11 protein-coding genes are annotated in these 16,398 nt (G+C 73.6%); 8 read left to right on the top strand and 3 right to left on the bottom strand.

What is annotated here, in order from left to right:
- Positions 1-410: 410 nt before the first annotated feature.
- The 4 genes from B056_RS0122115 to B056_RS43675 all read left to right on the top strand — a co-directional run bounded on the left by B056_RS0122115 (position 411) and on the right by B056_RS43675 (position 8,064).
- On the top strand, positions 411-3,158 hold the full coding sequence (locus B056_RS0122115) for a protein kinase domain-containing protein (protein ID WP_026239996.1): 2,748 nt from the start codon (positions 411-413) through the stop codon (positions 3,156-3,158).
- A 56-nt stretch (positions 3,159-3,214) separates the two neighbouring features.
- Positions 3,215-5,617: a serine/threonine-protein kinase gene (locus B056_RS0122120; protein ID WP_018504046.1), complete on the top strand. Its 2,403-nt coding sequence runs from the start codon at positions 3,215-3,217 to the stop codon at positions 5,615-5,617.
- 68 nt (positions 5,618-5,685) lie between these two features.
- On the top strand, positions 5,686-7,443 hold the full coding sequence (locus B056_RS0122125; protein ID WP_018504047.1) for an FAD-binding oxidoreductase: 1,758 nt from the start codon (positions 5,686-5,688) through the stop codon (positions 7,441-7,443).
- A 459-nt stretch (positions 7,444-7,902) separates the two neighbouring features.
- Positions 7,903-8,064, top strand: a complete 162-nt coding sequence (locus tag B056_RS43675) for a hypothetical protein (protein ID WP_020572634.1) — start codon at positions 7,903-7,905, stop codon at positions 8,062-8,064.
- Positions 8,065-8,133: 69 nt separating this feature from the next.
- Here B056_RS43675 and B056_RS0122135 read toward each other — a convergent pair whose 3' ends face one another.
- From B056_RS0122135 to B056_RS37550, 3 genes are all read right to left on the bottom strand, one after another.
- Positions 8,134-9,123 (bottom strand): C40 family peptidase, encoded by a 990-nt coding sequence (locus B056_RS0122135; RefSeq protein ID WP_018504049.1) that lies wholly within the window; start codon positions 9,121-9,123, stop codon positions 8,134-8,136.
- Between the two features lie 27 nt (positions 9,124-9,150).
- Positions 9,151-9,786: a hypothetical protein gene (locus tag B056_RS0122140; protein WP_230203115.1), complete on the bottom strand. Its 636-nt coding sequence runs from the start codon at positions 9,784-9,786 to the stop codon at positions 9,151-9,153.
- Positions 9,787-9,851: 65 nt separating this feature from the next.
- Positions 9,852-10,163, bottom strand: coding sequence for a helix-turn-helix domain-containing protein (locus tag B056_RS37550; RefSeq protein ID WP_018504051.1), 312 nt, complete (start codon positions 10,161-10,163; stop codon positions 9,852-9,854).
- Between the two features lie 1,476 nt (positions 10,164-11,639).
- Between B056_RS37550 and B056_RS0122155 the strand changes: the two genes are divergently transcribed.
- The 4 genes from B056_RS0122155 (at position 11,640) to B056_RS0122165 (ending at position 16,392) form a co-directional block, all read left to right on the top strand.
- Complete coding sequence (locus B056_RS0122155) at positions 11,640-13,682, top strand: MinD/ParA family ATP-binding protein (protein WP_026239998.1); 2,043 nt, start codon at positions 11,640-11,642, stop codon at positions 13,680-13,682.
- Positions 13,679-14,116, top strand: coding sequence for a DUF6112 family protein (locus tag B056_RS0122160; protein WP_018504052.1), 438 nt, complete (start codon positions 13,679-13,681; stop codon positions 14,114-14,116). The genes B056_RS0122155 and B056_RS0122160 overlap by 4 nt, the downstream gene beginning before the upstream one ends.
- A gap of 72 nt (positions 14,117-14,188) precedes the next feature.
- On the top strand, positions 14,189-14,968 hold the full coding sequence (locus B056_RS40925) for a RodZ family helix-turn-helix domain-containing protein (RefSeq protein ID WP_084647221.1): 780 nt from the start codon (positions 14,189-14,191) through the stop codon (positions 14,966-14,968).
- A gap of 128 nt (positions 14,969-15,096) precedes the next feature.
- Positions 15,097-16,392, top strand: a complete 1,296-nt coding sequence (locus B056_RS0122165) for a hypothetical protein (protein WP_018504053.1) — start codon at positions 15,097-15,099, stop codon at positions 16,390-16,392.
- The last annotated feature ends 6 nt before the right edge of the window (positions 16,393-16,398 follow it).

Genomic DNA, 16,398 nt, shown 5'->3' on the forward strand with positions numbered 1-16,398 from the left:
CGTTGCCAGGTCCTTCCTCGGAGGAGTGCTGTCGTGTGCCGCGCCGTCCGCGCGCCCACACGGCCGAACACCTGTCGACGACGACCAGCATGGTGCAGTCGCGCATCTGACGCGCCTGTCGGGTCCCTACGAGGGGCGGAATGTGGGGGAACAGGCCGTAGGATCGCCGAGAACGCGACGAAGAACACCAAAAGACCGCGGTGCACCCACGCGACCGCGTCTCGCCCGACGAACCGCTCTGAACCCCGCCCGATGAACCGAGGTGGAACCAGCACCATCCAGCGCGGCGACGAGTACGAACAACCCGCGGGACAGCCAACGCACGACCCGCACGATGTGGCCCTCGGGATGTCACCACCGCGTGGTGATCGTGGTGACGGCCCGGCAGCCGGCGACGGACGGAACCGACCTTGCTTATCGACAGATCTCTCGTGGAGGCGGCACTCCCCGGCTACGCGGTCGAGGGGGACCTCGGCAAGGGGGGCTACGGCCTCGTGCTCGCCGGGCAGCACCGGCTGATCGGCCGCAAGGTGGCCATCAAGATCCTCCTTGACACGACCGACGACCCCGATCTGCGCGCCCGCTTCCTCTCCGAGGCCCGGGTCCTGGCCGAGCTCGACCATCCGCACATCGTGCGCATCCACGACTACGTGGAGCACGAGGGAACCTGCCTGCTGGTGATGGAGCTGCTCTCCGGCGGCACCCTCAAGCAGCGGATGACCGCCGGCAAGCTCTCCCCGGAGACGATCTGCGCCGTCGGTGTCGCCGCGTCGGCCGCGCTCGCCACCGCGCACCGCCAGGGCGTGCTGCACCGCGACGTCAAGCCGGACAACATCATGTTCGACGGCGCCGGGCTGCTCAAGGTCACCGACTTCGGCATCGCGAAGATCTTCGACGGCGCGGAGACCACGGCCAGCGCCATCCTGGGAACACCGCGCTACATGGCGCCCGAGCAGATCATGGGCGCCCGGCTGTTCCCCGCCACCGACCTGTACGCGCTGGCCGGCGTCCTCTACGAGATGTTCGCCGAGCGGCCGCTGTTCGGGCGCCCGATGGCGGTGCAGCCGCTGACCCATCACCACCTGACGGTGCTGCCCGACCCACTCACCATGGTGCCGCCGCCGATCTCGGCGGTCATCATGCGCACCCTGGCCAAGGACCCGGGCGCCCGCGTCTCCGACGCCTCCGAGTTCGCCCTCGAGCTGGCCCGTGCCGGCGCCAGCTCGTACGGGCCGAACTGGGTGGCCCGCTCGGACGTCAAGCTGCGGGTGGACGACGAGATCCGCGGCGCGATCGGCGGCTCGACCACCTCGGGCAACTCCGGCGGGTTCCCGGCCGCCACCCGTCCGGGGCCCGGCTACCCGGGCCCCGGCGGGCCGGGCGGGCCGGGCGGGCCGGGCTACGCGCCCGGGCAGCCGGGCGGGCCCGGTTACCGCGGGCCGGTGCCGGGCTCCGGCCCGCAGCAGCCCGTCGGCGGTGGCTACGGGGTGGGCGGGCCGGGCGGGCCCCGGCCCGCGCAGCAGCCGCGTCCCACCGGCGGGCACCCGTCCACCGCGGGCTTCCCCGGCGCCGCGCCGGTCAGGCCCGGACCGGGTGTGCCGGGCGGGCAGGGTGTGCCGGGCGGGCAGGGCCGGCCCGGCCCGACGCCCGGGACGCCCCCCGGTGGCTGGCGCGGCTACGGCCCGCCCGGCGGGGCCACCCCGCAGCCGATGCCGCTCGCGCCACCCGGCGCGACACCTCGCCCCGGCCCGCTGGGCCCGCCCAGCTCCACGCCGCCGGCGCGCCCCATCCCCGGCTACGGCGGGCAACCCGGGCCCGGCCAGCCGGGGCCCGGCCAGCCCGGGCCGAGCGGCCCGCGGCCCGCCGGCGCCCAGAACTTCGGTGGCCAGGGCTGGCAGGGCTCCGGGCCCCGGCCGGCCGTCCACCAGCCCCCGCCCCGGCCGGCCGTGCACCAGCCCCCGCCCCGGCCACCCGTGGGCGGCCACCGTCCCCAGCAGGGACCCCCGAGCCACAACAACCAGAACCGCAACAACCGCACGCTGATCCTCGCCGCCGTCGGCGCCGCCGTGGTCGTGGCGCTGATCGTCGGTCTCGTCGTGGGCCTGTCCGGCGGCGGCGGTGGCGGCGACCCGAGCCGCGACGAGGCGTCGCCGCTCCCGATCTCCGGCGTCGCCTACACCGGCGCGCCGGTGACGGTGCAGGGCCTCAGCCCGTACAGCGTCGCGATCGACCCGCAGGGCACGCTGTTCATCACGAGCCTGTCGTCCGACCGGGTCCAGAAGGTCACCAGGACCGGGCAGGCCTCCGACCTCGCCGGCACCGGCGCGGAAGGGTTCGGCGGCGACAACGGCCCCGCCACGGCCGCCCAGCTCAACGGCCCCGGTTCCGCGGTGCCGGACAGAGACGGCAACATCTACATCCCGGACGCGCAGAACTACCGCATCCGGAAGGTCACCCCGGACGGGATCATCACCACGATCGCCGGCACCGGCACCGCGGGTTTCTCCGGCGACGGCGGCCCCGCCACCGCCGCCCAGATCAACAGCGCGGAGAAGGTCGCCGTCGGCCCGGACGGCTCGATCTACATCGCCGACTACGACAACCACCGCATCCGGAAGATCACCCCGGACGGGATCATCACCACGATCGCCGGCACCGGCGTCCAGGGCTACTCCGGCGACGGCGGCCCCGCCACCGCGGCCAAGCTCGACGGCCCGAACGACGTCGAGCTCGGCGACGACGGAACGCTCTACATCGCCAACCTCGGCAGCAACACCCTTCAGAAGATCACCCCGGACGGGATCATCACCACGGTCGCGGGCAACGGGCAGAAGGGCTTCTCCGGCGACGGCGGCCCCGCCACCGCCGCCCAGCTCTCCGTCCCCTCGGTGTCGCTCGGCCACGGCGGGGAGATCTACATCGCCGACTACGGGAACAACCGGGTCCGCAAGGTGGACCCGAACGGGACGATCACCACGATCGCCGGCACCGGGGACGAGGGCTCGGCCGGCGACGGGGGTCAGGCCACGGCCGCCCAGTTCAACGAGCCCAGCTCGGTCGCCGAGGACGCCGACGGCGCGCTCTACATCGCCGACTCGGGCAACCACCGGCTGCGCCGCATCGCCCCGGACGGGACGATCGTGACGGTCGCGCAGTAGGACGGCGGGAACATGACCCGACAGCGAGCAGGACGTCCGACCCGCCGGGCCGTCGCGTGACGTTCGTCGACACGAACCGCGTCGCCGCGGCCCTGACCGGCTACGAGCTCGGTGGCGAACTCGGCCGGGGCGGCTTCGGTGCCGTCCTGGCCGGTCGGCACCGACTGATCGACCGCGACGTCGCCGTCAAGGTCCTGCTGGAGCCGGGCGGCGGCGACCACGGCGGCGGCGACGCCAGCGGCGACGGCGGCGACCTGCGCGGGCGGTTCCTCTCCGAGGCCCGCGTCCTGGCTGGCCTGGACCACCCGCACGTCGTGCGCATCTACGACTACGTCGAGCAGGACGGCCTGTGCCTGCTTGTGATGGAGCAGCTCACCGGCGGGAGTTTGAAGAACCGCGGGCCGGTCCTGCGCGACCCGCGGGCCGCCTGCGCGATCGGGCTGGCCGCGGCGAGCGCGCTGGCCGCCGCGCACGACCGCGGCGTGCTGCACCGCGACATCAAGCCGGACAATCTCCTGTTCACCGGGGACGGCATTCCCAAGGTCACCGACTTCGGCATCGCCAAGATCCTGGAGACCACGGCGGCGACCACGACCGGCCTCGTCGGCACCCCGCGGTACATGGCTCCGGAGCAGATCACCGGCGGCCGCCTCGGGCCGGGCACCGACCTGTACTCACTCGGCGTCGTCCTCTACGAGCTGCTCGCCGGGCGGACCCCGTTCCCGCCGGGGCTGACCGTCCCGGCGCTGCTGCACCACCACCTGTCGGTGGCCCCGCTGCCGCTGGTCGAGGCGCCGCCACCACTGGCGTCGGTGATCCTCTCGACGCTCGCGAAGGAACCCGGGTGGCGCCCGCCGACGGCCCGCGACTTCGCGCTCGCGCTCGCCGGCTCGGCGACCTCCGTCTTCGGGCCGGGCTGGCTGGCGGCCTGCGAGGTGCCGGTGCGACTGCCGGACGAGATCCTCGCCGCCGCGGGCCACACCCAGGGCACCACCCCCACCCCCGGCGCGCTCGCCGCGCACCTCGGACGGCAGCGGCCCGGACCGCCGCCCACCGCGCCCATGGGCCACTTCCGGTCCAGGCCGAGCGGGCCATCCGGGCCCGGCGGGCCGGGTGGCTCCGGTCCGTACGCGACGCTGGCACCCACCGCGGTCGACCGGGACGGCGCCGGCCGGCGGGCGGCCGGCGGACGGCGGCGCGCGAACGGCGGCCGGCATGGCCCGGGGCGCCCGACGGCACTGATCGCCTCGGTCGCCGTCCTCGCGGTGCTCGCCGCGGCGATCGGGATCGGGTTCTGGCTGTCCGGGCCCGGCGACGATCCGGACCGCCCCGCCTGGAGCGGCCCCGCCGCCGAGGTCAAGGGCCTCTACACGACCGAGGGCCTCGACGTCGGCCCGGACGGCTCCCTCTACGTCGTCGACGGCGGCGGCTCGTCCGGCCAGGGCCAGGTGCTCCGGCTCCGCCCGGACGGCACGGTCACCCGGACCGCCGGGGTCGGCCCGCCCGCTCCCGTGCCCAGCGCCACGGCGACCGACAGCGGCAGCGGTACCGGCGCGGCCACCGGCAGCGCCAGCCCGTCCCCGTCCCCGTCTCCGTCCCCCAGCCCCACCCCCGTGCTCGGCGACGGCGGCCCGGCCCTGGCCTCGAACCTGATCGGGCCGGCCGGGGTCGGCGTCGGCCCGGACGGCGAGGTGTACGTCGCCGACAGCGACGGCGGCCGGATCCGCCGCGTCGACGACAACACGACGATCACCACGGTCGCCGGCGCGGGCCCGGGCACCGGCTTCGGCGGGGGCGCCGGCCGTGCCGTCGACGCGAAGCTGTCCAGCCCCTCGGCGGTGGTCGCCGCCGAGGACGGCACCCTCTACATCTCCGCCGGCTACCGGGTCCGCAAGGTGACCACCGACGGCCTGATCTCGGTGGTGGCCGGCAGCTCCGACGAGTCGGGCACGGCCGGCGACGGCGGGCCGGCGGTGAACGCCACCCTCACCGCGCCGTCCGGGCTGGCACTCGCCGCCGACGGCACCCTCTACGTCGCGGACAGCGGCGCCCACACCGTCCGCAGGATCACGAAGGACGGAAAGATCACGATCGTCGCCGGGAAGCCCGGCCAGTCCGGGTACGAGGGCGACGACGGTCCCGCGGTCGACGCGCTGCTCTCCTCCCCGGAGGACGTGGCCCTCGGCCCGGCGGGCGAGCTGTACATCGCCGACACGTACAACGACGTGATCCGGGTGGTCACTCCGGACGGTAAGATCACGACGTTCGCCGGCAGCGACGAGTACACCGCGGACGACGCGGACGGCGCCCTGGCCACCGAGACCCGGATCTCCTCCCCCACGGGGCTGGCCGTCGACACGTCCGGGGCCGTCTACGTGAGCGAGGGCAGCTACGGCGTCGTACGGCGGATCGCCCCCGACCTCACCGTGACGACCGTGCTGCGGCAGGCGGAGAAGTAAGCGGAGCAGGCGAAGCAGCACAGGCGGAGAGGTGTACAGGCCGGGCGAGGTGCCAGGGCCGGGCGGGGATGAACGAGACGGGCAGCATGTTCGATCGGCGCGGGATGTTGCGGCTCGCCGGGGCGGGCCTGGTGGCGTTGGGTACCGGTGGGCTCGGCGCGGGCCTCACCGGTTGTAGCGGCGGTGACGACGCCGCCGAGCCGACCGAGCGGGACTGGAACCGGCTCGCCGACCGGCTCACCGGCCGGCTGGTCCGGCCCGGCGCCGCCGAGTATCCCGCCGCCGGCCAGCTCTTCGACCCGGCCTTCGACCGGATCCGGCCGCGGGCGGTCGCCTACTGCGCCTCCGCGGCCGATGTGGCCGCCGGTGTGGCCTTCGCCAGATCCGCCGGGCTCCCGTTCACCGCCCGTGCCGGCGGGCACAGCTACGGCGGCTACTCGACGACGAACGGCCTGGTCCTCGACGTCTCCACCCTGAACTCGGTGCGCCCGGGAACCCGGTCGGGGATGGGCGGCCCGACCGGCGGCCCCGGAACCGCCGGCCCCGGAACCGCCGGCCCCGGAACCGCCGGCGCCGGGATCGCCAGCTCCGGGATCGCCAGCTCCGGGATCGCCACGATCGGCGCCGGCGCCCAGCTCGTGGACGTCTACGCCCAGCTCGCGGCGGCGGGCGCCGCGCTGCCGGCCGGCTCCTGCCCGACGGTCGGGATCGCCGGGCTGGCGCTCGGCGGCGGGATCGGGGTCGTCGGCCGGCGCCACGGCCTGACCTGCGACCGGATGCTCGCCGCCGAGGTGGTCCTCGCCTCGGGCGAGACCCTCCGGGTGGACGGCCGGCGCGACGCCGACCTGTTCTGGGCGTTGCGGGGCGGCGGTGGCGGCAACTTCGGCGTGGTCACGTCCTTCACCTTCGCCACCCACCGGGCGACACCGCTGACCCTGTTCGCCTACCGCTGGCCCTGGGCCGCGGCCGCGGGCGTCGTCGCGGCCTGGCAGGAGTGGAACCTGCGCCCGGACGCACCGGACGAGCTGTGGTCGACCTGTGTCGTCACCACCGTGCCGACACCCGACGGGACGGGAACGCCCGCGATCCGGATCAGCGGCGTGATCAGCGAACCGGCCGGCACGGCGGGCGGTTCCGGCACGGGGTCAACTGCTTCGGGGGCGGGTGGCGCGGGGGCGGGCGAGGGCGTTCCGTCCTCGGCGCGCGCGCTGCTGGCGGAGCTGGTCGACGCCGTGGGCAGCGCGCCGTCGTCCACCTTCGCCGCCCAGCGCGACCCGCTGGAGGCGATGCTGATCGAGGCCGGCTGCTCGGGGCGGACGGTCGCGCAGTGCCACCTCGCCGGACGGAGCCCGGACGGGGCCCTGCGGCGGGTCGCCCAGCTCGCCGCCTCGAACTTCCTCACCGGGCCGCTGTCCGCGACCGGGGTGGAGGCGCTGCTGGGCGCCGTCGAGAGCCGGCAGCGGGAGGCCGGCCTGCGCTCCGGCGGGGTCATCCTCGACTCCTGGGGCGGCGCGATCGGCCGGGTCGGGGCGGGGGAGACGGCGTTCGTGCACCGTGACGCGCTGGCCAGCGCGCAGTACATCGCCGGCTACGACATACGGGACAGCGCCGAGCTGCGCGGCCGCAACGCCGAATGGCTACGGGGCACGGTGGCGGCCCTGGCGCCCCACGTGTCGCCGTCGGCCTACCAGAACTACATCGACCCGGAGCTCCGGAACTGGGCAAAGGCCTACTACGGGGCGAATCTGCCGCGCCTGCGGTCGGTCAAGCGCGCCTACGACCCGGACAACGCCTTCAGCTTCGCCCAGAGCATCCCGCCCGCCTGACCACCCCGGGATAATTACTCCGGGTAGTCGAGCGGGAGGGCTGGCTGTCGCTCCGAGCAGGGAGTCGACGTCAACCTGCCCGGAGCGACACGGATCAGTACACCCGTTGACCCCCCGGTCCGACTACTGGCTACGGATGGTCTAACCACTGTCCACCCTGTGTCTTCCGACACATAGCGGTGTTCGCCTGGCGACAGACGTTCCCGGCATCCGGCCGCCGCCCGCGTCGGCGGGGCCCGGCAGCGGTCCGGACGAAGACCGCACCCCCGTCGAGGAAGCCGAACGACGGCATCGGAGGACCACCGGGAGGCCCAACGCGGACCCCGCCGTGGCACGGCGGTTCCCCTTGCGACCACTACTTAAAGTCAGTACACACGCTCTGTCGGTAACCACCGACGGTTACCAACGGCACCGGTGACTGACGCCGCCGGCTGCCCACAGTTCCCCAGGAGGACCCACATGAAGCAGCTGATCTGGCCATGGGGTGTGACCATCTTCATCATCTTCTTCTTGGTCACCTCTCCGGGAGACGCAGCCGATGTGGTCCACAGCGCGGTCGGCGCGCTGGGCACCGTGGCCGACGGTCTCAGCAACTTCGTCTCCGACGTGGCCGCCGTCTGACCCGCCCCGCTCCCGGCAGAGGTCCCGAGCCGCCCAGAGGTTCCGAGCCGCCCAGAGGTTCCGAGCCGCTCAGAGGTTCCGAGCCAGCGGACGGGTGACCGCGACGACCGTCGTCCAGTCCGACAGCTCCGAGAGCACGACCCCCCACCGTGCTCCCTTCGCCGCGATGACCTGCCCGTTCCCGACGTACATGCCGACATGGCCCGGGGCCAGGGCCGTTCCGTCCGAACCGGGGGTGAACAGCAGGTCGCCGGGCTGCGGGTCGACGCCCGACACCCGCGGGCCGAAGGCGAGCTGGTCGGTGGTCACCCGGGGGATGGAGAGGCCGATCGTCCGGTAGGCGGCCTGGACGAGCGACGAGCAGTCCCATGCTCCCGGCCCGGTCGCGCCCCACACGTAGGGCTTGCCGATCTGGGAACGCATGAACTCGATCACCGGGACCAGCGCCTCGACGGACACCGTCTCCCCGGTGTCGAGGGCGTCGCCGTACACCTGGGCCTGCGCCAGGATGGTGCGCACGTAGTTGCGCGTCTCCGGGTAGGGCGGCACCCCCGCGAAGGCGAGCACGGCACCCGGCCCGGCGTTGTAGGCCGCGAGCATCTTCTCCTGCCCCGACCCCGGGACGGACGCCACCGACGCCGCCACCGCGCAGTCGTAGCGCGCCGCGGCCGGGATCGCGTCCACCGGGTTCCACACGTCGCCGGTGCCGTGCGAGGCCCAGGTGCCCGGCATGAACTGGGCGATGCCCATGGCGCCGACCGGTGACTGCGCCCGGGGGTTGAACCCGGACTCCTGGCGCAGCTGCGCCGCCAGCACCGAGGGCGTGACCTCGGGGCACCCCGCCGCGTTCGCCGCGTCGATGATCATCTGGACGTACTCCGCCGGGATGCCCTCGGAGTTGACGATCGTGCGGCTGCCGGTGTTCTGGTCGTCCAGGAACGGCGCGGCGATCAGCAGGATCAGCACGGAGATCAGCAGGAACGATCCGGCGATGGTCACGAAGCCGCCGACACCCAGCCAGACCAGCCAGCTTCTCCGCCGGCCCGATCGCCGCGCCATCCCAGCCCGCCCCCGTCCGTCCCGCCGCTACCGGCCCGGCGCGTCGCCGGCGGCGTTCGCGAGATCGGCGCCGGCGAGGCGCCAGGTGCCGTCGGTGCCGACGAGCATGGTCACCGCGGGCGTGGAGACGGTGACCTCGGGCGGCCCGTCACCGGTCACGGTCTCCCGGCGCACGTTGAGCAGGAGCGACACCTGCCCGGAGGCGGTCGTGTCCGCACCCCCGACGGGGGTCGCGGCGAGCACCGTGACGGTTGACCGCGTGCCGGCGGCGCGCAGCTCGTCCCAGGCGCGGCCGGCCTGGGGGTCGGCGGCCGGATCGCCGGCGCCGGACCCGCCGGCGTCGGATCCGTTCAGTTCCCCGGTGAAATCCGGCGTCAGACAGTCACGGGCGCGTTCGACCCCGGCTGACGGGCCGGAGTCCGTCCGGGCGTCGAACGACTGCCATTTCGTGAAGCAGTCCCGCGCCACGGAGACCGGGTCCGTGGGATCGACCGTGCCCTGAGCGTCGGCCGTCGCGGTGGCGAGCGGGGGGCCGGGTGCCTGACTGGCGCCCGGCGGAGGCCCGGTGGTCGCCGAGGGTGCTGGCGGTTGGGTGGCGTCGCCGATCGCCCCGCAACCGGCCGTGACGACTAACAGCGACGAGATCAAAATCACGGAAGCCACGGGTGCCCCCGACCGAGAGCAACCAAAGTGCCGATGCGGTGATTCTTTCTCGTGCCTGCGTGGTCTCACTCGTGGCCGTCCAACCAGTCACGGACCCGGCCACGGCGGATCCGCCACTGATGCCCGACCTTGCGCGCCGGGATCGCGCGCTCCGACAGGAGCTTGAGCACGGTGCTCTCGGACAGCCGCAGCCAGGAGACCAGCTCGTCCACGGTCAGCACGTCGTCGTCGTCCGCATGACGCGGCGGGCGGGGCGTCGTCGCAGGTGGGGCGCCCGCCGCGGCGGGCGGAGCCATCGGCTCCGCGGTCCTGGAGACGGGCCGCGCGGGCATCCGCGCCGGGCGTGACGAGGCCACCGAGAAGCCGTCCTGCACCACCCAGGGCCCCTTTCCCAGCCGGCGACCGCCGGTCGTTACGCACCGGCGAGGGAGGCTAACACCGCAATGCCCGCCCTGGCGAGTCCCAACTGGCGCTTGTCATACTTGAATGGCTCGTGTTACATCGATCCGACCGCAGCCGAGAGCAAGTAACAGTAAGTAACCGTAACTGGCACCAACTAGCCCAGACCTGCAATCAGCCCAGACCGGCCAGGAGGGCGACGGCGCGTGAGCGATGTGCCACAGGCACCGTACGGCGAGGAAGGGGACGCGCGGCCCGTTTCGTTGATAGGTGCGCGAATCCCCTCACCTACGCCTTCCGCGGCCAAGCTCCCGGCTCGCGATGGCGAGAGCGACGACCGACCGGCGGCCAGGGAAGCCCGCCGTCGGAACCGTCGGCGCGGCGGTCCCGACGATCCCTCAGCCACCGACGATGGTGACGGATCGTGGCAGGACCAAGCGTTCCATCTAGAGGATGCGGTGTCCGGCGACCCGCCATCCGCAGGCCGATCCGGCATGTCGGGGTCAGACCGGGCAGGCGTCCCCCGCGACCCCACCCCGGTGCCGCGCGAGCCCGGGCAGCGCCGAGGGCGGCGCCTGCCGCGCACGCCGCCGGCCGCCGGGCGCTCCGCCGCGCCCGGCTCACCCGTCCCGCCGAGGTCGTCCGTTCCGCCCGGAACACCGGTTCCATCGGGCCGGGCTGTTCCGCCCGGCCCGCCCGTTCCGCCCGGCGATCCGGCCCGCGGCGGCCGCGCCGTACCGTCACGTTCGCCGCGCCCCGAATCGTCCAGGGCCGCTGACCAGGCGCGGCGGCTCGACGCCGGCGCCGCGGCGGCGACCGACCCGGCCGAGGGCTCCTTCGACGGCTCCACCCCGCCGCGCCGGCCGATGCTGCGCCGGGCCGCCACGCCCCGCGCCGTCCCACCGCCGGCTCCGATGGGCCGTAAGGACCCGAGCTTCCCGCCCGCGACCTCCACCGCCGCGGCTGCCGCTGCCGCCGCGGCGGCCGGCGCGGGCACCACGACCGCTCCGGGCCACCCCGGCGGCGCGGGAACCGCCGGGGGTTCGGCCTCGTCAACCGGCTCGGGTGGGTACCCGGGCTCGGCCACGTCTGGCGGCGCGGCCCGGCCCGGTGCCAGCGGATCAACTGCCGGTGGGCCCGGTCCCGGTGCTTCCGGTGTCGGCGGGTCGGCCGCGACCCGATCCGGGAGCACGCGGTCCGGGGGGACCGGCCGGTCCGCCGGTCCAGGTGGGTCCGCCGGTCCGGCCGGGTCCGCGGTCGCCCGCGGCCCACAGCGTCCTGAGGCCCCGGAGGCGCCAGGCCGGCGCTCCGGCGGATCGGGCGGCACCAGCGCGCCCCCGCCCGGCCGCCGGCCGACGTCGGCCGGCCCGCGCCGGCCCGGCCGCCCCTCCGCACTCGCGCCCCGGACCCCCGCCACCAGCCCACCCCCGGCCGCTCCGGAGACGGACTCGACCATGTGGCCCGCCCCGTCCAGCGGTTCGTTCGGCGAGCCCACGCCGGGCGTGGGGCCTGGGCCGTACGACGCGCCCGCGCCGTACGACGGGCCGTACGACCGGTCCGATCCGCTCACGGCCGGCGAGGCCCCCGGCGGGCCGGCGGTCTCGCCGGCCACGGCGTGGCCTCCGCCCGGCTACGGGCCGGCCGACGCCTCGCCCCCGGACCCGTCACCCGGCGGCCTCCCGGTGGAGAACCGTTCGCCGGGTGCCGGCCACCCGGGCGGCGAACCGTACTACGACCCCTGGGCCCCCCAGCCGCCGGCGAGCCCGTCCCCGGCGCCAGTGGCCGAGCCTCGCGAGTCGGCCGGTGCGCCCGCGTGGGGCGCCACCGACACCTGGCAGCAGGGCGGCGAACCGACCAGCCTCGGTGAGTCGACCCGGCCGGGTGAGGCCGTCCCACCCGGCGGTCCCGCCGACGTCGACGGCCCGGCGGAGCACGCCGGGCACGGCGCGGCGGCCGGCGCGACGGAGATGGAGACAGAGACAGAGGTCGAGACCGGGACCGGGACCGGGCTTTCAGCCGCGGCCGGGCTTTCGGTCGCTGCCGAAAGCCCCGTGGAGGGCGACACCTCGCCCGCGGGCGAGGGAACACCCACGGACGCGGCCTGGGCCGATGCCGGCGTCGCGGACTCCGGGCGGACGTCCACCGCGCCCGCGCGGCCGTCGACCGAGCTCGTTCCCGCCGGTCACCTCCCGAGGCCGGGCACCGGCTCCGACCACACACCGGCGCTGCCCGGCCCGGGCCGGGGCCTGTGGCCGTGGCAGGAGCCCTGGGACGACCTCGACGACCTGGAGCCGTGGGAGGAGATCCCGCTGCGGATCACTCTCTCGGACCGGGCCGCGGTGGCTCTGCCGGGCTCGTGGCGGATCGCCGTCACCTCGTTGTTCCCCTACTCCGGCACCACCACGTTGGCCGGGGTCGTCGGTCTCACCCTGGCCGGGGTGCGGGCCGAGCCGGTGCTCGCGCTCGACCTCTACCCCGGGGCCGCCACGCCCGGTTTCGTGCCACCCACCTCGTCGGAGAGCGACGAGATCGACGAGTCCCGGGGCGACAACCTGGTCGCGCGGGTCGGTAGCCGGGGCACCACCACGGTCGCGGACATCCTCCGCCAGCGGCGTTCCGCCGCCAAGGTGACGCCCGACGAACTGCGTTCGCGCATCGGCTCCCGGCGGGCCGGCAGCGTCTTCGACCTCGACGTGCTGCCGGTCAATCGCCCGGCCGGCGACGAGGAGACCACGAACGCGCTGGTGCCGGTCGACGAGCCGGTCACCCCGGCCATGCTGCGCTCCGCCCTGGGCGCGCTTGGTCATGCCTACCCGCTGATCCTGATGGACGCCCCCGCGACCGCACCGCTGACCCCGGAGGCGATCCGCGCCGCCGACGTGATTCTCCTGGTGACCCTCGCGACCGCGTCCGATCTCGAGGCCACCCTCGCTGACCTGCGCGATCCCCAGGGGTCGCTGGCGGGGGTCGGGGTCAGCGCGCGGGAGCGCGTCCCCTCAGGCCAGGCCCCGGGCCTGCCACCGCACGAGCGGACAGGCCCCGCGGTCATCGCGGCCGTCGTGTCGCCACGCCGCGGCCGCCCGTCACCACGGACACGCACCGCCACGGCGCGGCTGGCCCGCCACGTCGACGGCATCGTCCGGGTCCCGTACGACCCACGGCTCGACCCGAGCAGGGGGACCCCGGTCCGCATCCCACGGCTGCGGTGGGCGACCCGGAGGTCCTACCTCCGGCTCGCGGCCGAGACCGTGGACGCGCTCGCCGGCATCGCCGACGCCGATGTCGGGACACCGGCCGGCGGAGAACATCCCTCCTTTCAACCGCAGTTCGAACGACCGATACGCACCGCTCCGGTGTTGCCACGCAACGCCGATACTGATCACGCAGAGGTGTCAGGCGTATCATTTGGCGACCTGCGGCACGGAAGCACACCCACGCGGGTGTCCGGGCCGGATCGTCCGGGCGGCCAACCGCCCGCAGGAAGGGAACCACGATGATCGTCGATGCAGCCGCCGCCTCAGTAGCGGCCATTCTGGCCGTGGAGGTCAACCCGGACGACACGAAGGCGCCCGGCATCAACGCCTTGAAAGACCTGGTCAACGGCCTTGCGGCCTACGCTGTGATCGCCGCCGTGGCCGCCGTGCTCCTCGGGGGAATCGCGTGGGCGCTCGGCGAACGCATGGGTCTCGACCGTGCCTCGATGGTCGGCAAGAGCGGCGTACTGGCCGGCTTCGGCCTGGCGTTCCTGGTGGGTGCCGCCGCCGCCTTCGTCAACTTTTTCCTGGCGACGGGCGCCTCCGCCTCCAACAGCACCGACGATACGAACGGCATGCGCCCGCCCGCCGTGGTCCAGACTGTCACCCCCCAGCCCGCAGAAGACATCGTCGATGACCCCGACGTGGTCCATGAGCTGCCGTCCACAGGCTTCTAAGCGGTTCCGGGGGTATCTGGGCCCCGACATTGCGATGATGACCCTGCCGACACGGGAGGGGAGTAGGCGTTGGTGAGCCTGGCAGAGTGGGCAATCAGGCGCCTGATCATCGTCATCGTCGCGACAGCCACGGTGAGCGCGGTCGGGGCCGGAGCGTTCGGCTTCTTCGTGGGGCGGAATTCATCGGACGACGGTTCCAAGGCCTCGGCCGACCCGGAGCCGACCTCCAGCGTGCCCACCGAGGCGCCCCCGACAGGGGCGCCTGACGTGGTGGTGCCGCCGAGCAGCGACGCGACGACGGCGCCCGCCGCCGACAGCCCGATCGGCGCACCCACCCGGGTCAACGAGTTCGGCGTGCCTGTCGGCTACCCCCACACAGAAGCCGGCGCAATCAGCGCCTGCGGCAACTACATCGCGGCGACCAGCATTACACGCAACCGCGAACACACAAGATCACACGACTTGATCCTTTCGATCTCAGACGAAGAGACCGCAAAGAGACTTTCTGACCTACTCGCTGAAATTGATGCGGAGACCGCTAAAAATTTTGGCGTTCCTTCCGTAATCTCTCCACAATTCACCCTGAATCATCGAGTTATTGGATATCGCGTCAGCAATTTTAGTGGCGAAGAAAGTAAAGTAGAAGTGCTTTCTGCTATCGCCGCAGGAGTAAGTGGGGCAAGCCCCGATTTGCAACCCGCCATGCATTGGGGCACCGATATATGTACGATCAACTGGGACGGCTCGGATTGGAAACTGCGCGACGTCTCAGGTGGAGTAGAAGGACACGCGATGACTGAGCGGAGTTCAGAGGCCTTCGAGCGCTTCGCTCTTTCGGGGGTGACATCATGACCGCCACTCCCACAGTGGAGATTCTGGCTGTTCCAAATCCAGTGTCTGGCATTGGCGATGCAATCGCAGGCCTCGCCGGTGGTGCGGCTGACGAGTTTTTGGGGTCGGTTGGTAAAGCCTTTTGTAACATGGCGGCCGACCTTTCATCTTCTGTCTTCAGCTTTGCGGCGCAGAAGACAGCGGTCGACCTGAACGCGCAGTACGTCGTCGACAATTACAACATCGTCTTCGGCATGTCGGTGCTGATCGTCACCGGGCTCTTCCTCTGTTCGTGCACCGTGGCGGCCCTGCGGGGTGATCCGCACGTCTTCTTCCGGGCCCTGGCCACGACCGGCACCGCGATCATCGGGTCGTTCATCGCGCTGACGCTGCTGCAGATGGTCCTCGCCGCCTCGGACGGCATGGCGGAGGCGTTCGGCGACAACAAGGCCTTGGGCGCGGACCTGGTCGGGCAGCTGCGAGAACTACCCGAACAGGGCAATTTCGCCCTCGACCTGGTGCTGTCACTGCTCGTGGCGATCTTCTCGTTCGCGCTGTTCGTGGTGCTCTACATCCGGAAGGTCGCGATCATCGTCGTGGCCGTGTTCATCCCGCTGTATCTGGCGGGCCAGCCGACGATGACGACGAGCGCCTGGATGAAGCGGGCCACCGAGATGCTGGTGGCGTTGATTTTTGCGAAGCCGGTGATCTACGCGATATTCGCCCTCGGGGCCGGCATCGCCCAGGATCCCAGTGGATCGGCCGTTGATCAGACGCTGAGCATTCTCAGTGGTGTCGTTGTGATGATCGCGGCAGTGTTCTCGCCGTTTATGCTGATGCACCTGCTCGGGTTCGCCGACGTCCAGCTGATGCGCGCGGTCGGATCGGCCGGGCGCCGTAGCGCGGCGTCGTTCGGGCACGGAGCGGGTGCTCTGCTCGGTTCCTCGTCCCGGGAGACGTTCCGTGGCATCGGCTCGCGTCTGCAGACCCGGAACCGGGGAATGCTCGGCGACGCGGGTGCCATCGCGGGCGCCGGTGTACCGACGGCCCGCCCGAGTGTTCGCCCGGGTCGCGGTGGCATCGGCTCCCCGCTCGGAGTTCCGGCCCGAGCCGCCGCGGGGGCGGCCGGCGGAACCGCGGCGGTCCGCGGCGTCCGCGCCAGGGTGAACCGTTCCGGTGCGGCCCCGGCCGTGGCCGGGGGCCGCGAGGCGGCGTCCAGCGGTACGCGGGCGACCGCTTCCGTCCGGGCTACGTCCACCGCGCGGCCCCAGACCGCGCGGGCGATCACGTCAGGTGGCGGCGGCACGGCTCGTCCGGGCACGTCCGGCGGCGGGCGCGGTACCGCGCCCGCGCCGAGCGGGTCGGCGGGCGCGGCCGGCCGGCCCCCGGTGACGCCGTCACCACCGCCGCGGGTCACCCCGCCGGCGCGTACCGGGGGTGGGTGACCAGGT

The organism is Parafrankia discariae (assembly GCF_000373365.1).
GTDB classification, from domain to species: Bacteria; Actinomycetota; Actinomycetes; order Frankiales; family Frankiaceae; genus Parafrankia; species Parafrankia discariae.

Coding starts and splice junctions, on each gene's coding strand:
- B056_RS0122125 (WP_018504047.1), top strand. CDS start 5,686: ATGAACGAGACGGGCAGCATGTTCGATCGGCGCGGGATGTTGCGGCTC.
- B056_RS43675 (WP_020572634.1), top strand. CDS start 7,903: ATGAAGCAGCTGATCTGGCCATGGGGTGTGACCATCTTCATCATCTTC.
- B056_RS0122135 (WP_018504049.1), bottom strand. CDS start 9,123: ATGGCGCGGCGATCGGGCCGGCGGAGAAGCTGGCTGGTCTGGCTGGGT.
- B056_RS0122155 (WP_026239998.1), top strand. CDS start 11,640: ATGTGGCCCGCCCCGTCCAGCGGTTCGTTCGGCGAGCCCACGCCGGGC.
- B056_RS0122160 (WP_018504052.1), top strand. CDS start 13,679: ATGATCGTCGATGCAGCCGCCGCCTCAGTAGCGGCCATTCTGGCCGTG.
- B056_RS0122165 (WP_018504053.1), top strand. CDS start 15,097: ATGGCGGCCGACCTTTCATCTTCTGTCTTCAGCTTTGCGGCGCAGAAG.